The organism is Candidatus Neomarinimicrobiota bacterium (genome assembly GCA_016784545.1).
GTDB lineage: Bacteria > Fidelibacterota > UBA8477 > UBA8477 > JABMPR01 > JABMPR01.
The window spans coordinates 18,966-36,598 of sequence record JADHUM010000047.1; the positions used below are offsets into that span (position 1 = coordinate 18,966).

General features: G+C 43.5%; 14 protein-coding genes. 13 read left to right on the forward strand and 1 reads right to left on the reverse strand.

Going from position 1 to position 17,633, the window contains the following annotated elements:
* Positions 1-314 precede the first annotated feature (314 nt).
* On the forward strand, positions 315-3,530 hold the full coding sequence (locus ISR87_11210; GenBank protein MBL7026015.1) for an alpha-amylase: 3,216 nt from the start codon (positions 315-317) through the stop codon (positions 3,528-3,530).
* Positions 3,531-3,667: 137 nt separating this feature from the next.
* Positions 3,668-4,495, forward strand: coding sequence for a polymer-forming cytoskeletal protein (locus tag ISR87_11215; protein ID MBL7026016.1), 828 nt, complete (start codon positions 3,668-3,670; stop codon positions 4,493-4,495).
* A 105-nt stretch (positions 4,496-4,600) separates the two neighbouring features.
* Here ISR87_11215 and ISR87_11220 read toward each other — a convergent pair whose 3' ends face one another.
* Positions 4,601-5,989 carry an LPP20 family lipoprotein gene (locus tag ISR87_11220; protein MBL7026017.1) on the reverse strand — a complete coding sequence of 463 codons (1,389 nt, stop codon included), beginning with the start codon at positions 5,987-5,989 and terminating at the stop codon, positions 4,601-4,603.
* Between the two features lie 251 nt (positions 5,990-6,240).
* Here ISR87_11220 and wecB point away from each other — a divergent pair, with 251 nt between their 5' ends.
* The 11 genes from wecB (at position 6,241) to ISR87_11275 (ending at position 17,493) form a co-directional block, all read left to right on the forward strand.
* A complete protein-coding gene (gene wecB, locus ISR87_11225) occupies positions 6,241-7,299 on the forward strand; it encodes a UDP-N-acetylglucosamine 2-epimerase (non-hydrolyzing) (GenBank protein MBL7026018.1) in 1,059 nt (352 codons plus the stop codon).
* A gap of 154 nt (positions 7,300-7,453) precedes the next feature.
* Entirely contained in the window at positions 7,454-8,569 is a 1,116-nt protein-coding gene (locus tag ISR87_11230) for a DegT/DnrJ/EryC1/StrS family aminotransferase (protein ID MBL7026019.1), read from the forward strand.
* 141 nt (positions 8,570-8,710) lie between these two features.
* Complete coding sequence (locus ISR87_11235; GenBank protein ID MBL7026020.1) at positions 8,711-9,073, forward strand: four helix bundle protein; 363 nt, start codon at positions 8,711-8,713, stop codon at positions 9,071-9,073.
* Positions 9,074-9,177: 104 nt separating this feature from the next.
* Positions 9,178-10,749: a Gfo/Idh/MocA family oxidoreductase gene (locus tag ISR87_11240; protein ID MBL7026021.1), complete on the forward strand. Its 1,572-nt coding sequence runs from the start codon at positions 9,178-9,180 to the stop codon at positions 10,747-10,749.
* 186 nt (positions 10,750-10,935) lie between these two features.
* Positions 10,936-11,667, forward strand: a complete 732-nt coding sequence (locus ISR87_11245) for a type IV toxin-antitoxin system AbiEi family antitoxin (GenBank protein ID MBL7026022.1) — start codon at positions 10,936-10,938, stop codon at positions 11,665-11,667.
* Entirely contained in the window at positions 11,664-12,455 is a 792-nt protein-coding gene (locus ISR87_11250; GenBank protein MBL7026023.1) for a nucleotidyl transferase AbiEii/AbiGii toxin family protein, read from the forward strand. Before ISR87_11245 ends, ISR87_11250 begins: the two co-directional genes overlap by 4 nt.
* Before the next feature lie 496 nt (positions 12,456-12,951).
* Complete coding sequence (locus ISR87_11255) at positions 12,952-13,179, forward strand: hypothetical protein (GenBank protein MBL7026024.1); 228 nt, start codon at positions 12,952-12,954, stop codon at positions 13,177-13,179.
* Positions 13,163-13,492 (forward strand): hypothetical protein, encoded by a 330-nt coding sequence (locus ISR87_11260; protein MBL7026025.1) that lies wholly within the window; start codon positions 13,163-13,165, stop codon positions 13,490-13,492. Before ISR87_11255 ends, ISR87_11260 begins: the two co-directional genes overlap by 17 nt.
* A 376-nt stretch (positions 13,493-13,868) precedes the next feature.
* Positions 13,869-15,836, forward strand: coding sequence for a PAS domain S-box protein (locus ISR87_11265; protein ID MBL7026026.1), 1,968 nt, complete (start codon positions 13,869-13,871; stop codon positions 15,834-15,836).
* A gap of 243 nt (positions 15,837-16,079) precedes the next feature.
* Positions 16,080-16,400: a helix-turn-helix transcriptional regulator gene (locus ISR87_11270; protein MBL7026027.1), complete on the forward strand. Its 321-nt coding sequence runs from the start codon at positions 16,080-16,082 to the stop codon at positions 16,398-16,400.
* Positions 16,393-17,493, forward strand: a complete 1,101-nt coding sequence (locus ISR87_11275; protein ID MBL7026028.1) for a type II toxin-antitoxin system HipA family toxin — start codon at positions 16,393-16,395, stop codon at positions 17,491-17,493. The genes ISR87_11270 and ISR87_11275 overlap by 8 nt, the downstream gene beginning before the upstream one ends.
* Positions 17,494-17,633 lie beyond the last annotated feature (140 nt).

Genomic DNA, 17,633 nt, shown 5'->3' on the forward strand with positions numbered 1-17,633 from the left:
AAATGTCACCAAACCAACCATGAGCATTAATTTTAGTTTTATAGGAAGCAGCTCGGGACAAAAATCTTCACTTAAAATAGTAAATATCATGGTGTGAGGGGCAGATATTTACCTGTTCAGAAGCCCGTCTTTGTGCTTGGCATGGGTTGGTTTTTATATGTTATTACCTTAATGTTGAAAATGGAGCCAAAGGAGCACACATGCTGAAGCAATCACACCCGGAAATAGTGGCCAATCAGAATGCTCCCAGCTATCCCAATCTGGAGTTCCATCTCAGGCAGGCCCTGGATCAAACCTATAAATTCAGCCCTCCCATGTTTGCCCTCGAAAGTGGTAAATTCAAGATCGATTACCATGAGCTCCAAAACCTGATCCACAGAATGGGGGAGCTTCAACCAGATCGCGGGTTTAGATCAAGTGAGCTGCACGGAATGGGTCTGTTGTCCCTGCTTTCCCATAAATTGATCCGTCTGTACCGCAACCAGGTCAACCCATCATATATCCAAGATCTCACCACTTTTCTTCAAAAGGAATTGAGCCCGTCAGTTCTGAATGATCTTTTAGGCAATTATCTGGAAGCACTTCCCTCAGATAGTTTCAAATCTTCTTCAACTAGTGTTAAGGAGTATCTGAAGGGGCAAACAAAATCGGTTCCCAACACTCAGGTCGTCGTTGAAGAGTTGCTGGTTCACATCCTGGCCTTGAATAACCCCGCCTTTGATAAATATGATGTGGTGTTCAAAGAAGATTTTCACAAAGCGATCAAGACCTCTGATAAATTATTAAAAAGTATCAACAAGTGGTCGGCTGGGTCAACTGGTTTTGGCAGTTCTGGTAAAAATGTTATTGAGCTCCTTATGGAGCCCATCCTGGCTGCACCCAATTCAATTGAAGGACAACTCGCCTATATCCGCAAACACTGGAGCACTTTTTTAGGATCTCACCTCATGGACCTGCTCCGAGGATTGGACCATTTCGAGGAAGAAAACCGTTTCCGTGGTTTTGGTCCCGGCGAATCTCAAGTTCCCAGCTATTCTGGTGAACTCCAGGACGGCGAATTTTACAGCGAGGACAGCGATTGGATGCCTCGGGTAGTCATGATTGCCCGTAATTCTCTGGTCTGGCTGGATCAGCTATCCAAAAAATATAAGCGCGACATTAACACCTTGCGGGATATTCCTGATGAGGAATTGGATCTCCTGGGACAACAGGGTTTTACGGTGCTCTGGCTAATTGGTCTCTGGAATCGCAGCAGTATTTCGAAAAAGATCAAACACTGGTGTGGAAATCCCGATGCTGAATCTTCTGCCTACTCCCTGAAAGAATACCAGATCGATCCCAGCATTGGAGGTCCCGATGCCCTGGAAAATCTCAGGTCTCGTGCCTGGGAACGAGGGATACGCCTGGCCAGTGATATGGTGCCCAACCACACCGGGCTGGACTCAGACTGGTTGAAGCAACATCCCGAATGGTATATAAGCACCGATAATTCCCCCTTCCCAGCCTATCGTTTTGATGGCGGCGACCTTTCAGACGACCCAGACCTGAGTATTCACCTGGAAGACCATTATTATGACCGCTCCGATGCAGCAGTTGTCTTCAAAGCCCACGATCATCGCAATGGCAGCACACGCTATATATATCATGGTAATGATGGTACCTCCATGCCCTGGAATGATACGGCCCAACTCAACTATCTCAATCCCCAGTTGAGGGAGGAGATTATCCAGGTAATCCTTAATGTGGCGCGACAATTTAAAGTCATCCGCTTTGATGCCGCCATGACCCTGGCCAAACGACATGTTCAACGCTTGTGGTTCCCAGAACCTGGATCCGGTGGGGATATCCCTTCCCGAGCTAATTTTAGCATGAGTGGAGCTGACTTTGATGCAGCTATTCCAGCAGAATTCTGGCGCGAAGTTGTTGACCGGGTGGCTAAGGAAGTGCCTGATACTTTACTGCTGGCAGAGGCATTCTGGATGATGGAAAGTTATTTCGTCCGTACCCTGGGTATGCACCGTGTATACAACAGCGCATTTATGAATATGCTCAAGATGGAAGAGAATGGCAAATTCTTTGGTATGATCGCCAAGACCCTGGAATTTGACCCCCGCATCCTACAGCGATTTGTGAATTTTTTGAGTAATCCTGATGAAGATACTGCCATTGCCCAGTTTGGAAAGGGTGACAAATATTTTGGTGCCACCGTGCTCATGGTGACACTACCTGGTTTACCCATGTTTGCTCATGCTCAGATCGAAGGTTTTGAAGAGAAATACGGTATGGAATATCGTCGTGCCTATTGGGATGAAACCCCTGATGAAGATCTCATTAACAAGCACAAAGCCCTGATATTCCCCCTCATGAAAAAACGCTACCTCTATGCCGGAGCTGGAAATTTCAGATTATTCCCCTTTATGAATGCAGATGGGCACAAAGTGGATAGCGTTTTTGCCTACACCAATCATAGCGGTACGGAACGCTCTTTGGTTCTGGTCAATAATTCCTATACCAGTCAGTCCGGTTGGATAAAAACATCCACTCCTTTTAATACGGATCCCACATCAGATCACCCCAACCTGGTTTCAGAAGATCTGATTGTTGCCATCTCGTTTGATGTAGAGAACAGCTATTATGTCATCTTCCAGGAGCAGGCCTCAGGGCTATGGTATATCAGAACCGTTGAACAGATTCGTAATCAGGGCTTATTTATGGAGTTATCTGGTTATGAATCTCAGATTTACCTGGGCTTTCAGCTGGTCAGTGATACAGAGGCAATTCCCTGGTGGAATATTCATCAGGATCTGAATGGCAGGGGTATTAATGATTTTGCCCCTCTCTTCCGGGTGATTGAACTGGAGCCAGTCCATCGACTTTTCTGCAATATGATGCAGCTAATCACTGGCAAAGACATTTTGCCGGATAGCAAATCTCTATTTATGAAATTTTCACCCCTCCTGGAAGCCATGTTGGAGATGGAAAATATTTCCCTCATGCTGGAGGATGTTGAAGATTTTGCCCAGAATTATGAAGTACTGTTAAGTCAATCCCAGGAGCTTTTAGCTTCAGTATCTGCAGATGCTTTGGAGCAGCATAGATTTGTGCTTGCCTGCACCTATTTTGCCCGTCAGGTACATGCTGCTAGTCCACAGTCCCCTAATAGCATGGTTGAGACCTTTGGGCTGGAGGATCAGATCAATAAATGTCTCGGTACTGCTCAGACCATCAATCTGGCCGGACTGCTTACTGTCCTGGAGTTTGCCGACAGAGCCAGAGCCCTGCTTAAAAGGGATACCCATGCATTTTTTGTTGAATTATTCAAGCACAGGGGTGTACCAGAATACTTCCAGTTAAATGAGGTTGAGGGAATACAATGGTTCAATCAAGAGCGTATGGATCATTTCCTGGAGTATTTTGGTGTTCTCTATGCTCGGGAATTATCCTCCCCTGAATATTCAAGACTTCTGAACTGCGCCAAGTCCTCAGATTTCAAATTGGATGTTTTCCTGGAGCAGCTTTCCAAGGGCTAAATATTTTATCCTGAATTCATCCTGAAGCCAAAAAAATAGGTTTCCCCTAATATTGTTTGTCGTTGATTTATATTAAATGATCTAGCTGGCGAAACAGTTATATTTGCGAATCAAAAATTCACCTGAGGAGGTCACCCATGAAAATAAAGTTTTTGACATTGGTAATTTTGGTTTTGTCCATCTCTGTACTCATGGCAACCCCTCCCAACAATGATTTTATTGTGGCAGCCGGAACTACATATGATGGGGATATCGAGACCACCAATCAGGATGTTATCATCCTCTCTGGAGCCACAGTCGATGGCGATATCGAAACGACATCTGGTGATGTTTATCTTGAAGAGAATGCAAAGGTTGAAGAAAAAATAACCACATTAAGTGGTAATGTTTATCTGGATGTCGGATCTCAGGTAGATAAGACTATTGACACTCAAAGTGGTACCATACGCGTCCGCCAGAATGCCACTGTGAAAGGCAATATCACCACTGAATCGGGGGATATAAAGGGCGAAGGAGCCATCTTCGACAAAAACATAAGCACCAGGCATGGTCACATCTCGCTGAAAGTGGGTAGCCACGTTAATGGAAATGTATCTATACTGAATAGGGGCCACGGCAATGATCTCCCTGTGGTTGAGATTTATCTTGGGGAAGATGTCTATATTGATGGAAAAGTCATTGCCAGCCATGTGGGGGATAATGTTGACCTGTACATGTGGGGTGCAGAAGTGAATGGCGAAATCGATAAAGTTAATGTCGTTGGTGGTGAGGACGAAGAAGACGATGATGAGGACCAGGGTAGTGAATGTGGAGGTCGCCCAGAATGGTCTAACTCTGTTCAATACCAAACCAATGATGAAGTGCACAAGGATGGGAACGCCTATCAAGCCAAAAAGGCCTCAAAGAAAAAAGATCCTACCAAATCTAAGAACAGTAAATATTGGAGAGACCTCGGGGATTGTTAATCGAATTGCAAACAGGACAACTGTCTTTGCGGGATTGATTCTGCACCTAACTGTCAGTCGCTCAATAACCAACATGCCACAGTTAGCATAGTGGGGAATTGGTAACTATTTAATACTCTCCAAAATATGCGGGAGAATATTGGTAATCATCTTGTCGGTAGCGTTGTCAAATGCCTTGTTTGCAGCATTTTCATAGCTCAAATCAATACCCTTTACCCGGGACAGTGAATTCGCATAGATCTCTGATCCACTTTTCCTCTCGATTACATTTAAATTCACATCAGCAAAGGTAGTATACATCCCGCTATACTCGGTTCCTCTGGTCGCCGTGGCGTTCAGGGTCATGTGCCAATCAGCATCCTGTGGATTATCGACGAATTTGAAACCCTCGCCAATGAAGTGGTTTTTTATTCGGGGTTCTACCTGCAGCTGTTGCAGAGGTTTGCCACTAAATGACTCATTGGATTCCAGATAGATCGAGGGATTTTCCACATCCAGAACAATCCGTACTGCAGTCGGGGGGATACTTTTAATAATTCCGACTAAAATAGGAGACTCAACACCATGAATGAGATGCTCGACATCCACGCCAACTTCAAGAACCTGGAGTTTTAAGGGCGCGGTGATGTTGGTGACGTGAAGGGTCGCAAACCCCTGCTGGCCAGTTTTAACACTCCCCAGTACTTCCCCTGCACCCCTGTAGAATTGAACCTTGAGCGGAAGACCACGCAAGGGTTGACCCGTATTTCCTTTGGCAAAAACTGTCAGTTCCTCAGTTATAGGTTGTCCCAGTTTGGCCGTGAGTGCAGACTTGTTGGGTGAGAGATCGATACCCGATAACAGAGACTGAAGCCGGGAATTGACTTCATTGCTGAGAATAACGGTTTGACCTTCAAGATTCACCTCAAGTGCTTCATTGAGGTAGGGCAGGAGGGGAAGGAAAGCCTGGATGATGGCGTTAAAAGCATCAGAAAATTGGTTCAGTTCATTTGCTACATTGGCTTTCTCTAGGAAATCTGTTGAAAGTGCCACTGCGGCCTGGCGTTTCCTGGCTTGTATGGCTGCATACTGGGCTTTTGACAAGCGGTAATAGGCGTAGTGATAGGTGGCATCCTGCCAGGTATCCACCAGCTCATGGCCTTCCAGATCCGCCACGGCTTCTGAACGGGCAGTTGCCAGATATTCGTCTTTCGTCATGGTGCCATTCTCAATGAGGGTGGTGACAATATCACTGGTTATTTTTACAGTAATTTGGGAGGCTAAATCTGCCATAGCCATATCCTGAGCGCTTTTCTGTGCTTCTGACCCATATTGATTCTTAGAGGCCGAACCTATACCGAGATAATAGTTTGGGTCAACAGGTTGTTGAATCAGCCAGCTCGGCTTGGGTCCAGCTTGTATGGTTTCAGGGCTACCTCCAGGATTTGTGACTGAACCGCATCCAGTCATAAGCAAAAGTGTGATGAGCAATGTAAGTGTTCTGATATATTTCATAGGGACCCCCGAATTACCATCTATTAAAAGAATGGCTGAAAAATAGTGTAGAGCAATGGAATTCAAAATAGTCAATGAATCTACAAAATATGTTCAATTGTTGAGTGACAAATCTCATTCGACATGGTTGAAGAATTGGTTTAAATAGAATTACCATTAATATGTTACCCAATACATAATTTATTGAACTTTTCAAGGATGAATAAGTTCATACCCCTGACTAAAGGGAAAAATGAAATGAGACTGCCGAAATGAAACTTGTTACTATTATTGGTGCTCGTCCTCAGTTCGTAAAGGCTTCAGTTGTCTCAAAAGCTCTGCGAGAGGCCGGTCATACTGAAATTCTGGTCAATACGGGGCAGCATTATGATGATAATATGGCGCGAATCTTTTTTGAGGAAATGGGCATTCCCAAACCTGATTATGACCTGGGCGTCGGTTCAGGAACCCATGCCGCCCAGACTGCCAGCACCCTGGTGGGTATAGAAAAGATTCTTTTCATTGAGAAGCCGGATTTTATAATTGTTTTTGGTGATACCAACGCTACAGTTGCCGGCGCCTTGGCAGCTGCCAAACTCCACATAAAAATTGTACATATCGAAGCGGGTTTGCGATCCTTTAATCGGGATATGCCAGAAGAGATAAATCGGGTCGTCACCGACGTATTGTCAGACCTTTTGTTTGTCCCAACCCAGGTAGCCGTGGATAATCTCAAGCGGGAGGGAATCACTTCAGGAATTCATGTAGTGGGCGATGTCATGGTTGATGCATTAATCACCTACACAAAAATAGCAGAACAAAAATCACATATTCTCAATGAATTGAAGCTCGAAAAAGAAAAATTTCTGCTCATGACCATCCATCGACCCTCCAATGCTGATCATGATGATAGATTGTTGTTCATCCTGAAGGAGGTTTCCAGAATCGACCTGCCCGTTATTTTCCCCATACACCCCCGCAGCAGATCCAGAGTGGAAAAACTCATCAACCAAACCAATAGCAATATTCGCATTGTTGATCCAGTAGGCTATTTGGATATGATGCTACTAGAAAAATATGCCAGTGTTATTATCACGGATTCAGGGGGTGTCCAGAAGGAAGCCTATTTGCATAAAACACCCTGCCTCACCGTTCGAGGTGAAACAGAGTGGGTCGAAACCGTGAGTGATGGCTGGAATTATATAGTTGGCGATCATCTTGAGAAAATATCTACCCTGGCAAATAATTTCCCGGAACCAAAGGAATGGAACCCCCACTATGGAGATGGGCAATCAGCAGCTAAAATTGTTAGGATACTCGAAGAGAATTAGACTTGAACACTATCCCAGGTCCCGATAATCGTTTTAGAATTGCTACAAAGCATTTAAATGGGGAACGATATTTGCTCAATACCACCCCGATGTATAAAATGAGAGATGAGTATAAATATTGAATAGCATGACAGTAATTTTAAGGAAAATCTAAATGCAATTTATTGATTTGGCAAAACAACAGTCCCTGATAAAAACAAACCTGGATAAGCGCATCCAGGACGTTTTAGCCCATGGCAAATACATTATGGGACCCGAGATCAAAGAGATGGAAGCTCAGTTGGCTGAATACGTCGGTGTTAAACACTGTGTGAGTTGTTCGTCTGGAACAGATGCCCTCCTTATGCCGCTCATGGCCTGGGATGTAGGTCCTGGAGATGCCATCTTCACAACGCCATTCACTTTTATTGCCACGGCTGAGGTCATCCAGCTATTAGGAGCAACACCCATATTTGTGGATATTGATCCCAAAACCTATAACATCTCCCCAGAACTTCTGGATATTGCCATCGCCGATGTGATTGAAAATGGCGAATTGAACCCCAAGGCAATCATTCCTGTGGATTTATTCGGACTTCCTGCCGACTATGCTGCCCTTGAACTCATTTCAAAGAAATATGATATCAAAATTCTTGAGGATGCTGCCCAGGGTTTTGGAGGTCAGATTGATGACCGCATGTCTTGCAGTTTTGGTGATGTGGCCTCAACCTCATTTTTTCCAGCCAAACCTCTCGGCTGTTATGGTGATGGTGGTGCTATTTTTACTGATGATGATGAGCTCTATGAAAAATTAGTATCCATCAGGGTTCATGGTAAGGGTGGCGACAAGTATGACAATGTCCGTATCGGCATCAATGGACGTATGGATACCCTCCAGGCGGCAATTGTACTGGAAAAATTTACACTCTTTCCTACCGAAGTAAAATTGCGTAACGAAGTGGCAGCGAAGTACAATGCTTTGCTTTCCGATCGAGTAGTCATCCCCGAAGTTGCCAGTGGTTATACCAGCGTCTGGGCCCAGTATTCGATTCTGGCCAAGGATGCTGCTGATAGAGCTGCCCTCCAGGCAAAACTCAAAGATGCAGGTATTCCATCAGCCGTTTATTATCCAAAACCATTGCATCAGCAAACTGCCTTCAATCATCTCGCCTGCAAGGATGGAGATTTTCCAATCAGCGAGGAAATGAGCCAGCGCATCTTCAGCTTACCCATGCATCCCTACCTGGAGACGGCTGACATTGAGAAAATTGCAGGAATTATTAACGCTTAGCTTAGCCAGTGTGTCTCCCTGAGCCTGTCGAAGGGTCTAAAGACACACGGTCAAAAGTCGAAACTCAAAAAGTCGAAAGTGTAAATGACCAAAGCGCAAGCAAGTTAAAAGTGCAAAGTGAAAAGTGAAAAGTTGAAAAGCGTGGTTGAGGATCAAGAGCCGGACATACGGTCCAGAACCTTCGAATTTTCAGTTCAGGTCATAGAATTGTACAAATTTCTGCAATTTGAAAAGAAAGAATACGTTCTAGGTAAGCAGTTGCTTCGATCAGGAACATCAATTGGTGCAAATGTTGAGGAAGCAACGGCAGCTCAATCAATGAAGGACTTTATCGCCAAGATGAGCATCGCATTAAAGGAAGCCCGAGAGACAAATTACTGGCTAAGGCTTTTAAAAAGAACTGGCTTTATCAAGAAGGATAATCTTATAAACGAGAGTTCAGAAATCATGAATATCCTGGGTGCGATAATTAGAACATCACGGAAGAACCTGGCTTCAGAATGAGATACTGGTTTGGATAGCAACTTTTAACTTATAATTTTTAACTTTTAACTCGCATTCATTGTCCGGAAATTTGCAAACCATTGAAATACTTATAAAGGATCAACATGAGTAAACCATTAAAAATCTGCGTCGTCGGTGCTGGCCGTTGGGGAACCAACCATATCAAGACCTTGAAAAATCTTGGTGCCTTAGCTGGTATTGTGGAATCCCGTGAAAATCGTCGGGAGGAATTGAAGACTTTATTTCCCGATGCAACCCTCTTTCACAGTGTCAGAGATGTTCCCCTTGATGAATTCGATGGTTTTACTGTTGCGACCCCGGCTGAAACTCACTTTGAGGTTGGCTCTTATCTTTTGGAGCAGGGTAAACATGTTTTGATAGAAAAACCCATTGCTCTGAATACCATAGAAGCAGGTGCCCTTAAGGCCCTGGCTGATAAACATAAAGTGAATCTCATGGTGGGCCATGTCCTGCTTTTTCATCCAGCCATTATCAAGATTAAGGAAATGATTGATTCAGGGAAGATTGGCAAGCTGGAGTACATTTACAGCAATCGCCTGAATCTGGGCACGGTTCGCACTGAAGAAAACATCCTCTGGAGTTTTGCCCCCCATGACATTTCCATATTTGAATATTTCATAGGTTCAAACCCCATAGAAGTCGTCAGTCGGGGAGGCGCATTTTTAACACCAGGTATTCATGACACTACCATGACCTCATTGACTTATCCAAATAATGTAGTAGGACATATTTTTGTCAGTTGGCTGCATCCTTTCAAAGAACACAGAATGGTCATGATAGGGTCCAAGGGTATGATCTCCTTTGAGGATAGTTCAGAAGAGAAGGATATTCTTTTTTATGAAAAGGGTATTGATTGGATCCAGGGAGAACCCATCAAGCGTGATGGACCTACAGAAGTGATCCCTTATGAAAAGGGCTTTCCACTTACCAATGAAATCCAGTATTTTATCGACCACCTTGATGGATCAAAATTGGAGATAGCAGACGGCCAGAATGCCTTTGATGTCCTGGAAGTCTTGGAAAAGGCCACCCATTCACTTCAGGGAACCATGCCGGAAGTAAATGATGAAGCGCCTACAGCGAAATCTGATTTTTTCGTCCACCCCACCAGTGAAGTAGACACCGGAGTTACGGTGGGCAAGGGTACCAAAATCTGGCATTATTCACATGTTCAAGGTGGATCCTCCCTGGGTGAGAATGTCTCCATTGGCCAGAATGTCAATGTGGGCAATAATGTGAAAATTGGTAATTCTGTCAAAATTCAAAACAATGTCTCAGTTTATGAAGGTGTCGAGTTGGAGGATTATGTCTTCTGCGGACCTTCCATGGTTTTCACCAATATTCAGCGTCCCCGTTCAGAATTTCCCCAGAGGGGTACTGAGTTTTATGCTAAGACTCTGGTAAAGAAAAGCGCCTCCATAGGTGCCAACGCCACCATCGTCTGTGGTTCCACCATAGGTGAATATGCCTTCATTGGTGCCGGAACTGTGGTTACCAAAGATGTCCCCGCTTTTGCGTTGGTAGTCGGTAACCCCGGCAAAATAATTGGCTGGGTAGACAAAAAAGGCTACAAACTCACCTTCAATGACTCCGGTTTAAGTGAATGTGGAAATTATAAACTCTCCAACAATATTGTGGAGTACAGAGGCAAATAACGCCAACGTATACCCCATACCCTTAGAGCTTTAGGCCCCTAAACACTCCTCATGTAATCAGTTTCTTATGGTTATTATGATTGTTATTTAATTTGTATAATATGGCGTTATACGCTATAATACGCACATAAAATAATTAATTACATGAACCTACCAGATTATATAAGGCATTTAATAAATACAGGCGTGTGGTCATTCACATATGCCCACGCACAAAAGCATGTGAATCGCGATTTGCCAGGCGCTATTCAGCGCATGAGGCAGGCAGGTAGAATAGTTGATCCTGCTCGGGGTTTCTATACTATTATTCCTGAGGAAATCAGTCTCTCTGACAGAATGCCAGCTGATAGGTTTATAGATGATCTTATGAATTTTCACAAAAGTCCATATTACGTTGGTTTACTTACGGCTGCTGCGTATTACGGGTCAAGTCATCAAAGCCCTCAAGTATTCCAGGTTATGACTGATCCAGCTAGAAGAGCAATCAATATTCGTGGGGGTAGAGTAAAGTTTTTTAATAAGAAGAATATACATAATACGCCAATCATAGAGAGAAATACACCCACGGGAACTATGAATATCTCGACGCCGGAAGTCACAGTATATGACCTGATCAAATTTAGCAGGTTGGTTGGCGGTATGGATCATGTCGCAAACGTGATAGCAGAAATGATGGAGCAGGTAAAAGTAGCAGAATTAAGGGAAGCGGCCTCAATTTATCACTTGCCAGTACTTCAGCGAACAGGGTATGTATTTGAGCGTATTGGAAATATCCCAGCTGTGAAAATGCTTCAGCAGTTAATAGCCCATGAGAAACCTGTTTATACTCCCCTAGAGGTCTCGGGACCCTCCGTTCGAAATCCAAAGGATGAGAAGTGGAAAATTATTCTAAATACTGATATCGAGATAGAATATTGATTCCGCAGGCCCAGATACTTGCCTGGCACAAAGTAGCCCTCTGGCAATTTGATTATCAGATCGAGCAGGATCTAATCCTCTCTCGGATACTTGTGGAGATATACAATGATACGTCTCTGCGTGACCAGCTATTGTTCAGGGGAGGTACTGCCTTAACAAAACTATTCTTTAAAAAACCATATCGGTATTCTGAAGATCTGGATTTTGTACAAACGGCTGCTGGTCCAATCAAACCGATTGTACTTGGATTGCAAAAATTGATTGATCCCTGGTTAGGACAGAGTACAACGAGAACCAGAGCGAATGGATTTAGAATCTATTACCAGTTTCGATCAGAGTCTGATCCGGATATGATTAAAAAGATCAAGATCGAAATTAATACGAGGGAGCATTTTACAGTTTTTGGGATAAAGAAGATGGATTTCTCTGTCGATTCACGATGGTATAAAAACACAAGCCAAATAAACACCTATTCGATTGATGAGCTTGCTGGGTCAAAACTCAGAGCCCTTTATCAAAGGAAAAAGGGCCGTGACCTGTTTGATATTTATCGGCTTTCAAAGGAGAATATGATAAATCCTCTTAAGACCATGGAAGCATTGCAGACTTATCTTCAAAAACAGGGTCTTCAGGTAAAGCGTGAGCAATATTTGAATAATCTAAAGTTGAAATTATCAGAACCTGTCTTTCGCAATGATGTGGAGGCGCTGCTAGTATCCGGAGTTGAGTTTAATCCCGACCTGGCCTTTAGAGAAATCGAATCAATAGTCAAATTATTACCAGAATAGATCAAGCTCGCAATCCCAAAAGTGAGGGGTGCAGATTGGCCAGCTCTTTTGAAGATGTGCTTTTTTTTGCAGAATAATGGTTTTGAGACAATCTTATTTACACCTTGTTACACTGAATTAGGTTTTAAAAATAAATGAATGACAAAATGAAAAGTGTTACTATGTTAAGAGACAAAAGTGTTACCCATGTCCTGACTTTACATTCTTAGACCTTCCGACCTGGACCTTGGACTTTCGACTTTTGACCAATACATCCTAACCTCCTAATTCCCTGGCCTATAACCAGATAACAACATATCTTGTCCGAAAAGGATATGATGTTACCACTCACAATGGAAATGAGACAACTCTGATGGCAGCTCGAGTTATTGTTTTAGATCAGAAAATAGACCCAGTATTACTCAGGTCCATATGTGATGAAGTGTTTACCAGTTTTGAAAATTTGTAGCAGATATTCGCCTGGGGTTCCTGGCCGTCGGCGGTGAAATGCATGCTGATGCCGAACAGAAACTCCTCGAAAATGGATCTCATCAGTCCGATTTATGGGGGGGGGAATTTTTATCCCAACGAAGCACCAGCCCGTCGGCTTGAATTCACCTCCTTTATTAATATTCGACCCAGAGATGGTAATTCATCCATGGAAGTGGGAGATGAAGAGCTTCAAATAGAGATTACAAAGCTTTGCTCAAAATTACTTTTGGATCCTTATGACACTTTGGCATAAAAATCTGGAATCTCGTTTTTCTGGTTTACCCAGCCATCAGCAAATTATTATGGTTGCCAACGAATTGAATCGGGCCAACCATCAGCAGAATAATACAAGCGAATACAAAGCCTGTCTGGAGCGTGCACTAGAGCTTCTGGATTTTATTATCAATGATAAAGTCAAGTGGAGCAAGAAATATAGGGAGTTACTGCGGGCACGACAATATTTAGCCTCGCTTTACATAAACGCAGGGACGTACACTGAGACCACTGTACTGCAGCGCACCTTGATACAGATGGATCCCGTTGCGACTTCCATGCTAATAGATTAATTTGTCGTTTGGAATCTCCAGGAAATGGCGATCTGTCAAGTGTTACCCATGTCCTGACTTTACACCCAAACACTTTCGACTTTCAGACCTTTGACCTTCCGACCTTCGACTGATTTCCTTCTGTCTCTACGCCCTCAGCGAGAACCATTTTGAACCACTCATTTTTAACTTTTAATTTTTCACTTCTCCCTCACAATTCACAATTCGTCATTCCCACTTTCTACTTTCTACTTTCTACAAAATCAGCAGAAACCTCTTTTGATTGCTAAAAACAAATATACTTTGCGCCTTGTACTTCAAATAGATCAGGGAAAACGGCAAGTTGATAAAAATTTATTATCTGAACACTCAACTGAGCATGACTTAAGAGCATTAGATGACTTCTAGATATAGAGAATTATTCAATAAATCTGCTGATGCCTCACTGATCATCAATAATGGCTTGTTTGTGGATTGCAACCAGGCCACCGTAGATATGCTTGGATTTAAAACCAAGGCAGACGTATTAAACACTCACCCTTCTGAGCTTTCACCTGAATTCCAACCCGATGGACAGGATTCTGTAAGTAAGGCGGATAAGATGATGGCTTTGGCGTATCAGAATGGGAGTCATCGTTTTGAATGGGATCATCTTCGAGCCAATGGGGAAGTATTTCCAGTAGAGGTTCTCTTAACTGCTATATCCCAGGACGCTGGCAATGAGACTTTGTATGTTGTTTGGCGGGACATCACCGAATTCAATGAAAATCAGAAGTTTCAAGCAGCAACCAGCACCCTGGCCGATCAACTCAGTGTGGTTATGGATATGCATGAGATCGCCCAGGTAGGAGCACAACAGATCAGACGCTTTTTAGAGAGTGATGCAATCTCAATTAATTTTATCGATCATAAAGGGGGCATCAACAGGGGTCTCTATACTGAGGATACGCTGGAAGGAGATCTGAAACCCACGACATTCAAACCTCTCTCCACATCCTTTGAGAAGTTGGATACTGATAGTATTGAGGGCATCCCCAAACCATTACTCCTGAATCGGACCAAAGCTGAAATCAAAGCAAAATCCATGGACCGCCCATTTGGGGCTGTTTCCAGAAAAAGTGCTTCCCTCATGTTTGCACCTATCATGTGGGATAAGGTAAAAGTGGGAGAGATAACCGCCCAGAGCTATACCTTTAAAAAATATTCAGAAAAGAGCCTTTCCCAACTCCAGATACTGGCCACACAAATTGGAGGTGCTTTACTCCGGGCCAAGGCCTCTGAAGACTTAAAAATTGAGCATAAAGAATTACGCAAGAATCAATCTCAGCTTCTTTTATCACAGCAATTGGCTCACATAGGAAGTTGGGAATATGATGTTAAGAATAAGCGGGGTTTTTGGTCGGCAGAACTATATAGGATATATGATCTTGATCCTGGAGAGACGATTACGCGGCGCCGACTCCTGGATATCATTCATCCACGGGATGTGGAATTATTCGATCAGGAAATGCAATCTGATACCGTGGTAAGAACGGATTATAGAATCATCCGATCTGATGGCAGCATTCGTTGGATTCATGAGGAGGTTGACAATCCCAAACTCGAAAACGGAAAACCAATATTATTGAGAGGTTGTGCCCAGGATGTCACCACCAGAAAGGAAGCTGAGGAGCGCCTGGCAGAATCAGATAAACTCAGGGAACTTCTGCTGGATATCATCACCCATGATTTAAAGAACCCGGCAGGCGTCATATTCGCCATGTCAGAATTGGCCGTTCAACAAATGCCTGACAATAAAGTAATCGATGTGCTTTATTCTACTTCAGAGAGGTTACTAAAGGTTCTTGATGAAACCTCACTTCTCACACAGGCCACATTTGGCGAGAAGATTCCGCTGCATCGATTGGATCTATATACCTTGATCACTGAAGTTGTGGAAGAATTCTCCGGGCGTCTTACTGAGGTTTCCATAGCCATGGAAGTCAATGTCCCGGAACAGCTTGTCATCTATGCCAACCCTTTGATTAGCGAGGTCTTTAAAAACTATATCGCCAATGCCATCAAATACGCTGAGGATGGCAAAAGAATTGTGATCAATGCAGAACTGGAAGAAGCTGCAGTCAGTGTCTCAGTGAATGATTTTGGAACCACCATCCCGGAGTTTGACCGCAAGCGTATTTTTGAACGCAATACCAGAATCAATAGTGCCGACCAAAAGGGCAGGGGACTGGGTCTGGCCATCGTCCAGCGCATCGCAGCTGTAAACGATGCCACCGTCTGGGTGGAACCCAACAAACCCAGGGGCAATAGCTTTTTTGTCCGAATTCCTGTACCAACGCCAACAACTCAACCCGCTACAGAGTAACCAGCACCCGTCCAACTTTCGACCTTCAGACCTTCAGACCTTCAGACCTTCGACCTTCGACCTTCGACCTTCGACCTTCGACCAATTGGTATACCTTTTTGGCAGCACTTTACCCCGCTAATGCATAAATTCTAAGCATAAAAATTCCAGTTCGGGATATAATCAATGTGCTTAACTAAATAGATGTATAAAAGCTAATATATTATCTATAATATGTTATATTAATCAATAAGGGATAATATAATGGATATACAACAATATATAATTGACGATTTTAATCCTAACAAAATTTTAGAAAAAATTGCCAGCCGCATGAAAGCCAGACGCATTCTTTTGAATATTACTCAGAGGGAACTTGCAAATCAATCTGGAGTGAGTTTGGGAAGCATCAAGAGATTTGAAACAAAGCATCTGATTGCTCTTCAAAGCCTGATCAAGATTGCAGTTGTATTAGATGCTTCAGAAGAGTTTCACCAATTATTTCCCCAGGATAAATACAAAAGTATTGCTGAAGTATTAAGAGTTGCAGAGAAACAACCTAGACAACGTGCCCGTGATGTTTGATCTTATTAATTTGATTGATGTAAAGATTGGCTCTTTGCTGGTTGGGCAAATTGCTCAAACTCCTCAGCGGAAAATTGTTTTTGAATATTCACCCGATTTTCTGAAGGAGGGCTTCTCCATATCTCCATTTTACCTCCCTCTGAAGCCTGGCCTTTTTACTGCACCCGACGAACCATTTGCTGGGAACTTCGGAGTTTTCAATGATAGTCTACCCGATGGGTGGGGTACCCTACTCCTGGATCGCTTCCTCACCAGCCAGGGGATTTCATTGAGCTCACTATCTGTCCTTGACCGTTTGAGTCTCATCGGGTCGAATGGGATGGGCGCTCTCCAATATTTCCCGGATCAAAAAATTCAATCGGAGGTTAGTTCTACAGAGTTGGCCTTTCTTGCCCAGGAAGTGAGGAAGGTGATCTCAGAGACGGAGTATTCTGAACATTTAGAAATGTTAATTGGTGTGGGGGGATCGCCAGGTGGAGCCAGACCCAAAGCACTGATTAAGGATAACCAGGAATCCTGGATGGTTAAGTTCCCTTCGTCAATTGATCCTCCTGATATTGGGAGCATTGAATTCGATTATTCTCGTATTGCACGAAAGTGCGGCATAGAAATGCCCAAGACAAAACTATTCGAAAACAAATATTTCGGGGTCAAAAGGTTTGATAGAGAGGGCAACAAACGCATTCATATGCATACTGCCTCAGGCCTACTCAATGCAAGTCACCGTTACCCATCCCTGGATTATACTGACCTAATTAAGGCCTCTTTCGCACTGACCAAAAATATCAATGATTCATATAAACTCTTTAGACAAATGGTCTTCAATGTACTAACTGGTAATAAGGATGATCACGCAAAAAATTTTTCATTTACTCATGGTGAAAAAGGATGGAGCCTAGCGCCGGCCTATGATCTTGCCCCCAGTAGCGGCTTTAATGGAAACCACTCCACAACGATAGCTGGGCAAGGCCAGCCATCAAAATCTGATATTATTGAAGTTGGAACTCAAGTCGGACTCAAGCTGAGTCACCTGCTCCAAATCTATGATGACGTCTACGAGAATTGCACCTCTATTCGTCAGGGGCACTGGTAAGTAGAGGTAAAAGTTACCCCTGGCGACTTGATAAAGCACAAATAGAGCTTTATTACCTCGGTTTCTGCAAAAACACCCCAAAATAGTGTATATGAATGTTGAGGAAAGATAGTCTTCTTTTTTCAAGAAACTCACCCGAT

Excerpts from the sequence above, each read along its gene's own strand:
- ISR87_11210 (MBL7026015.1), top strand. The coding sequence starts at position 315 with ATGTTTGCCCTCGAAAGTGGTAAATTCAAGATCGATTACCATGAGCTC.
- ISR87_11215 (MBL7026016.1), top strand. The coding sequence starts at position 3,668 with ATGAAAATAAAGTTTTTGACATTGGTAATTTTGGTTTTGTCCATCTCT.
- ISR87_11220 (MBL7026017.1), bottom strand. The coding sequence starts at position 5,989 with ATGAAATATATCAGAACACTTACATTGCTCATCACACTTTTGCTTATG.
- wecB (MBL7026018.1), top strand. The coding sequence starts at position 6,241 with ATGAAACTTGTTACTATTATTGGTGCTCGTCCTCAGTTCGTAAAGGCT.
- ISR87_11230 (MBL7026019.1), top strand. The coding sequence starts at position 7,454 with ATGCAATTTATTGATTTGGCAAAACAACAGTCCCTGATAAAAACAAAC.
- ISR87_11240 (MBL7026021.1), top strand. The coding sequence starts at position 9,178 with ATGAGTAAACCATTAAAAATCTGCGTCGTCGGTGCTGGCCGTTGGGGA.
- ISR87_11255 (MBL7026024.1), top strand. The coding sequence starts at position 12,952 with ATGCCGAACAGAAACTCCTCGAAAATGGATCTCATCAGTCCGATTTAT.
- ISR87_11260 (MBL7026025.1), top strand. The coding sequence starts at position 13,163 with ATGACACTTTGGCATAAAAATCTGGAATCTCGTTTTTCTGGTTTACCC.
- ISR87_11265 (MBL7026026.1), top strand. The coding sequence starts at position 13,869 with ATGACTTCTAGATATAGAGAATTATTCAATAAATCTGCTGATGCCTCA.
- ISR87_11270 (MBL7026027.1), top strand. The coding sequence starts at position 16,080 with ATGGATATACAACAATATATAATTGACGATTTTAATCCTAACAAAATT.
- ISR87_11275 (MBL7026028.1), top strand. The coding sequence starts at position 16,393 with ATGTTTGATCTTATTAATTTGATTGATGTAAAGATTGGCTCTTTGCTG.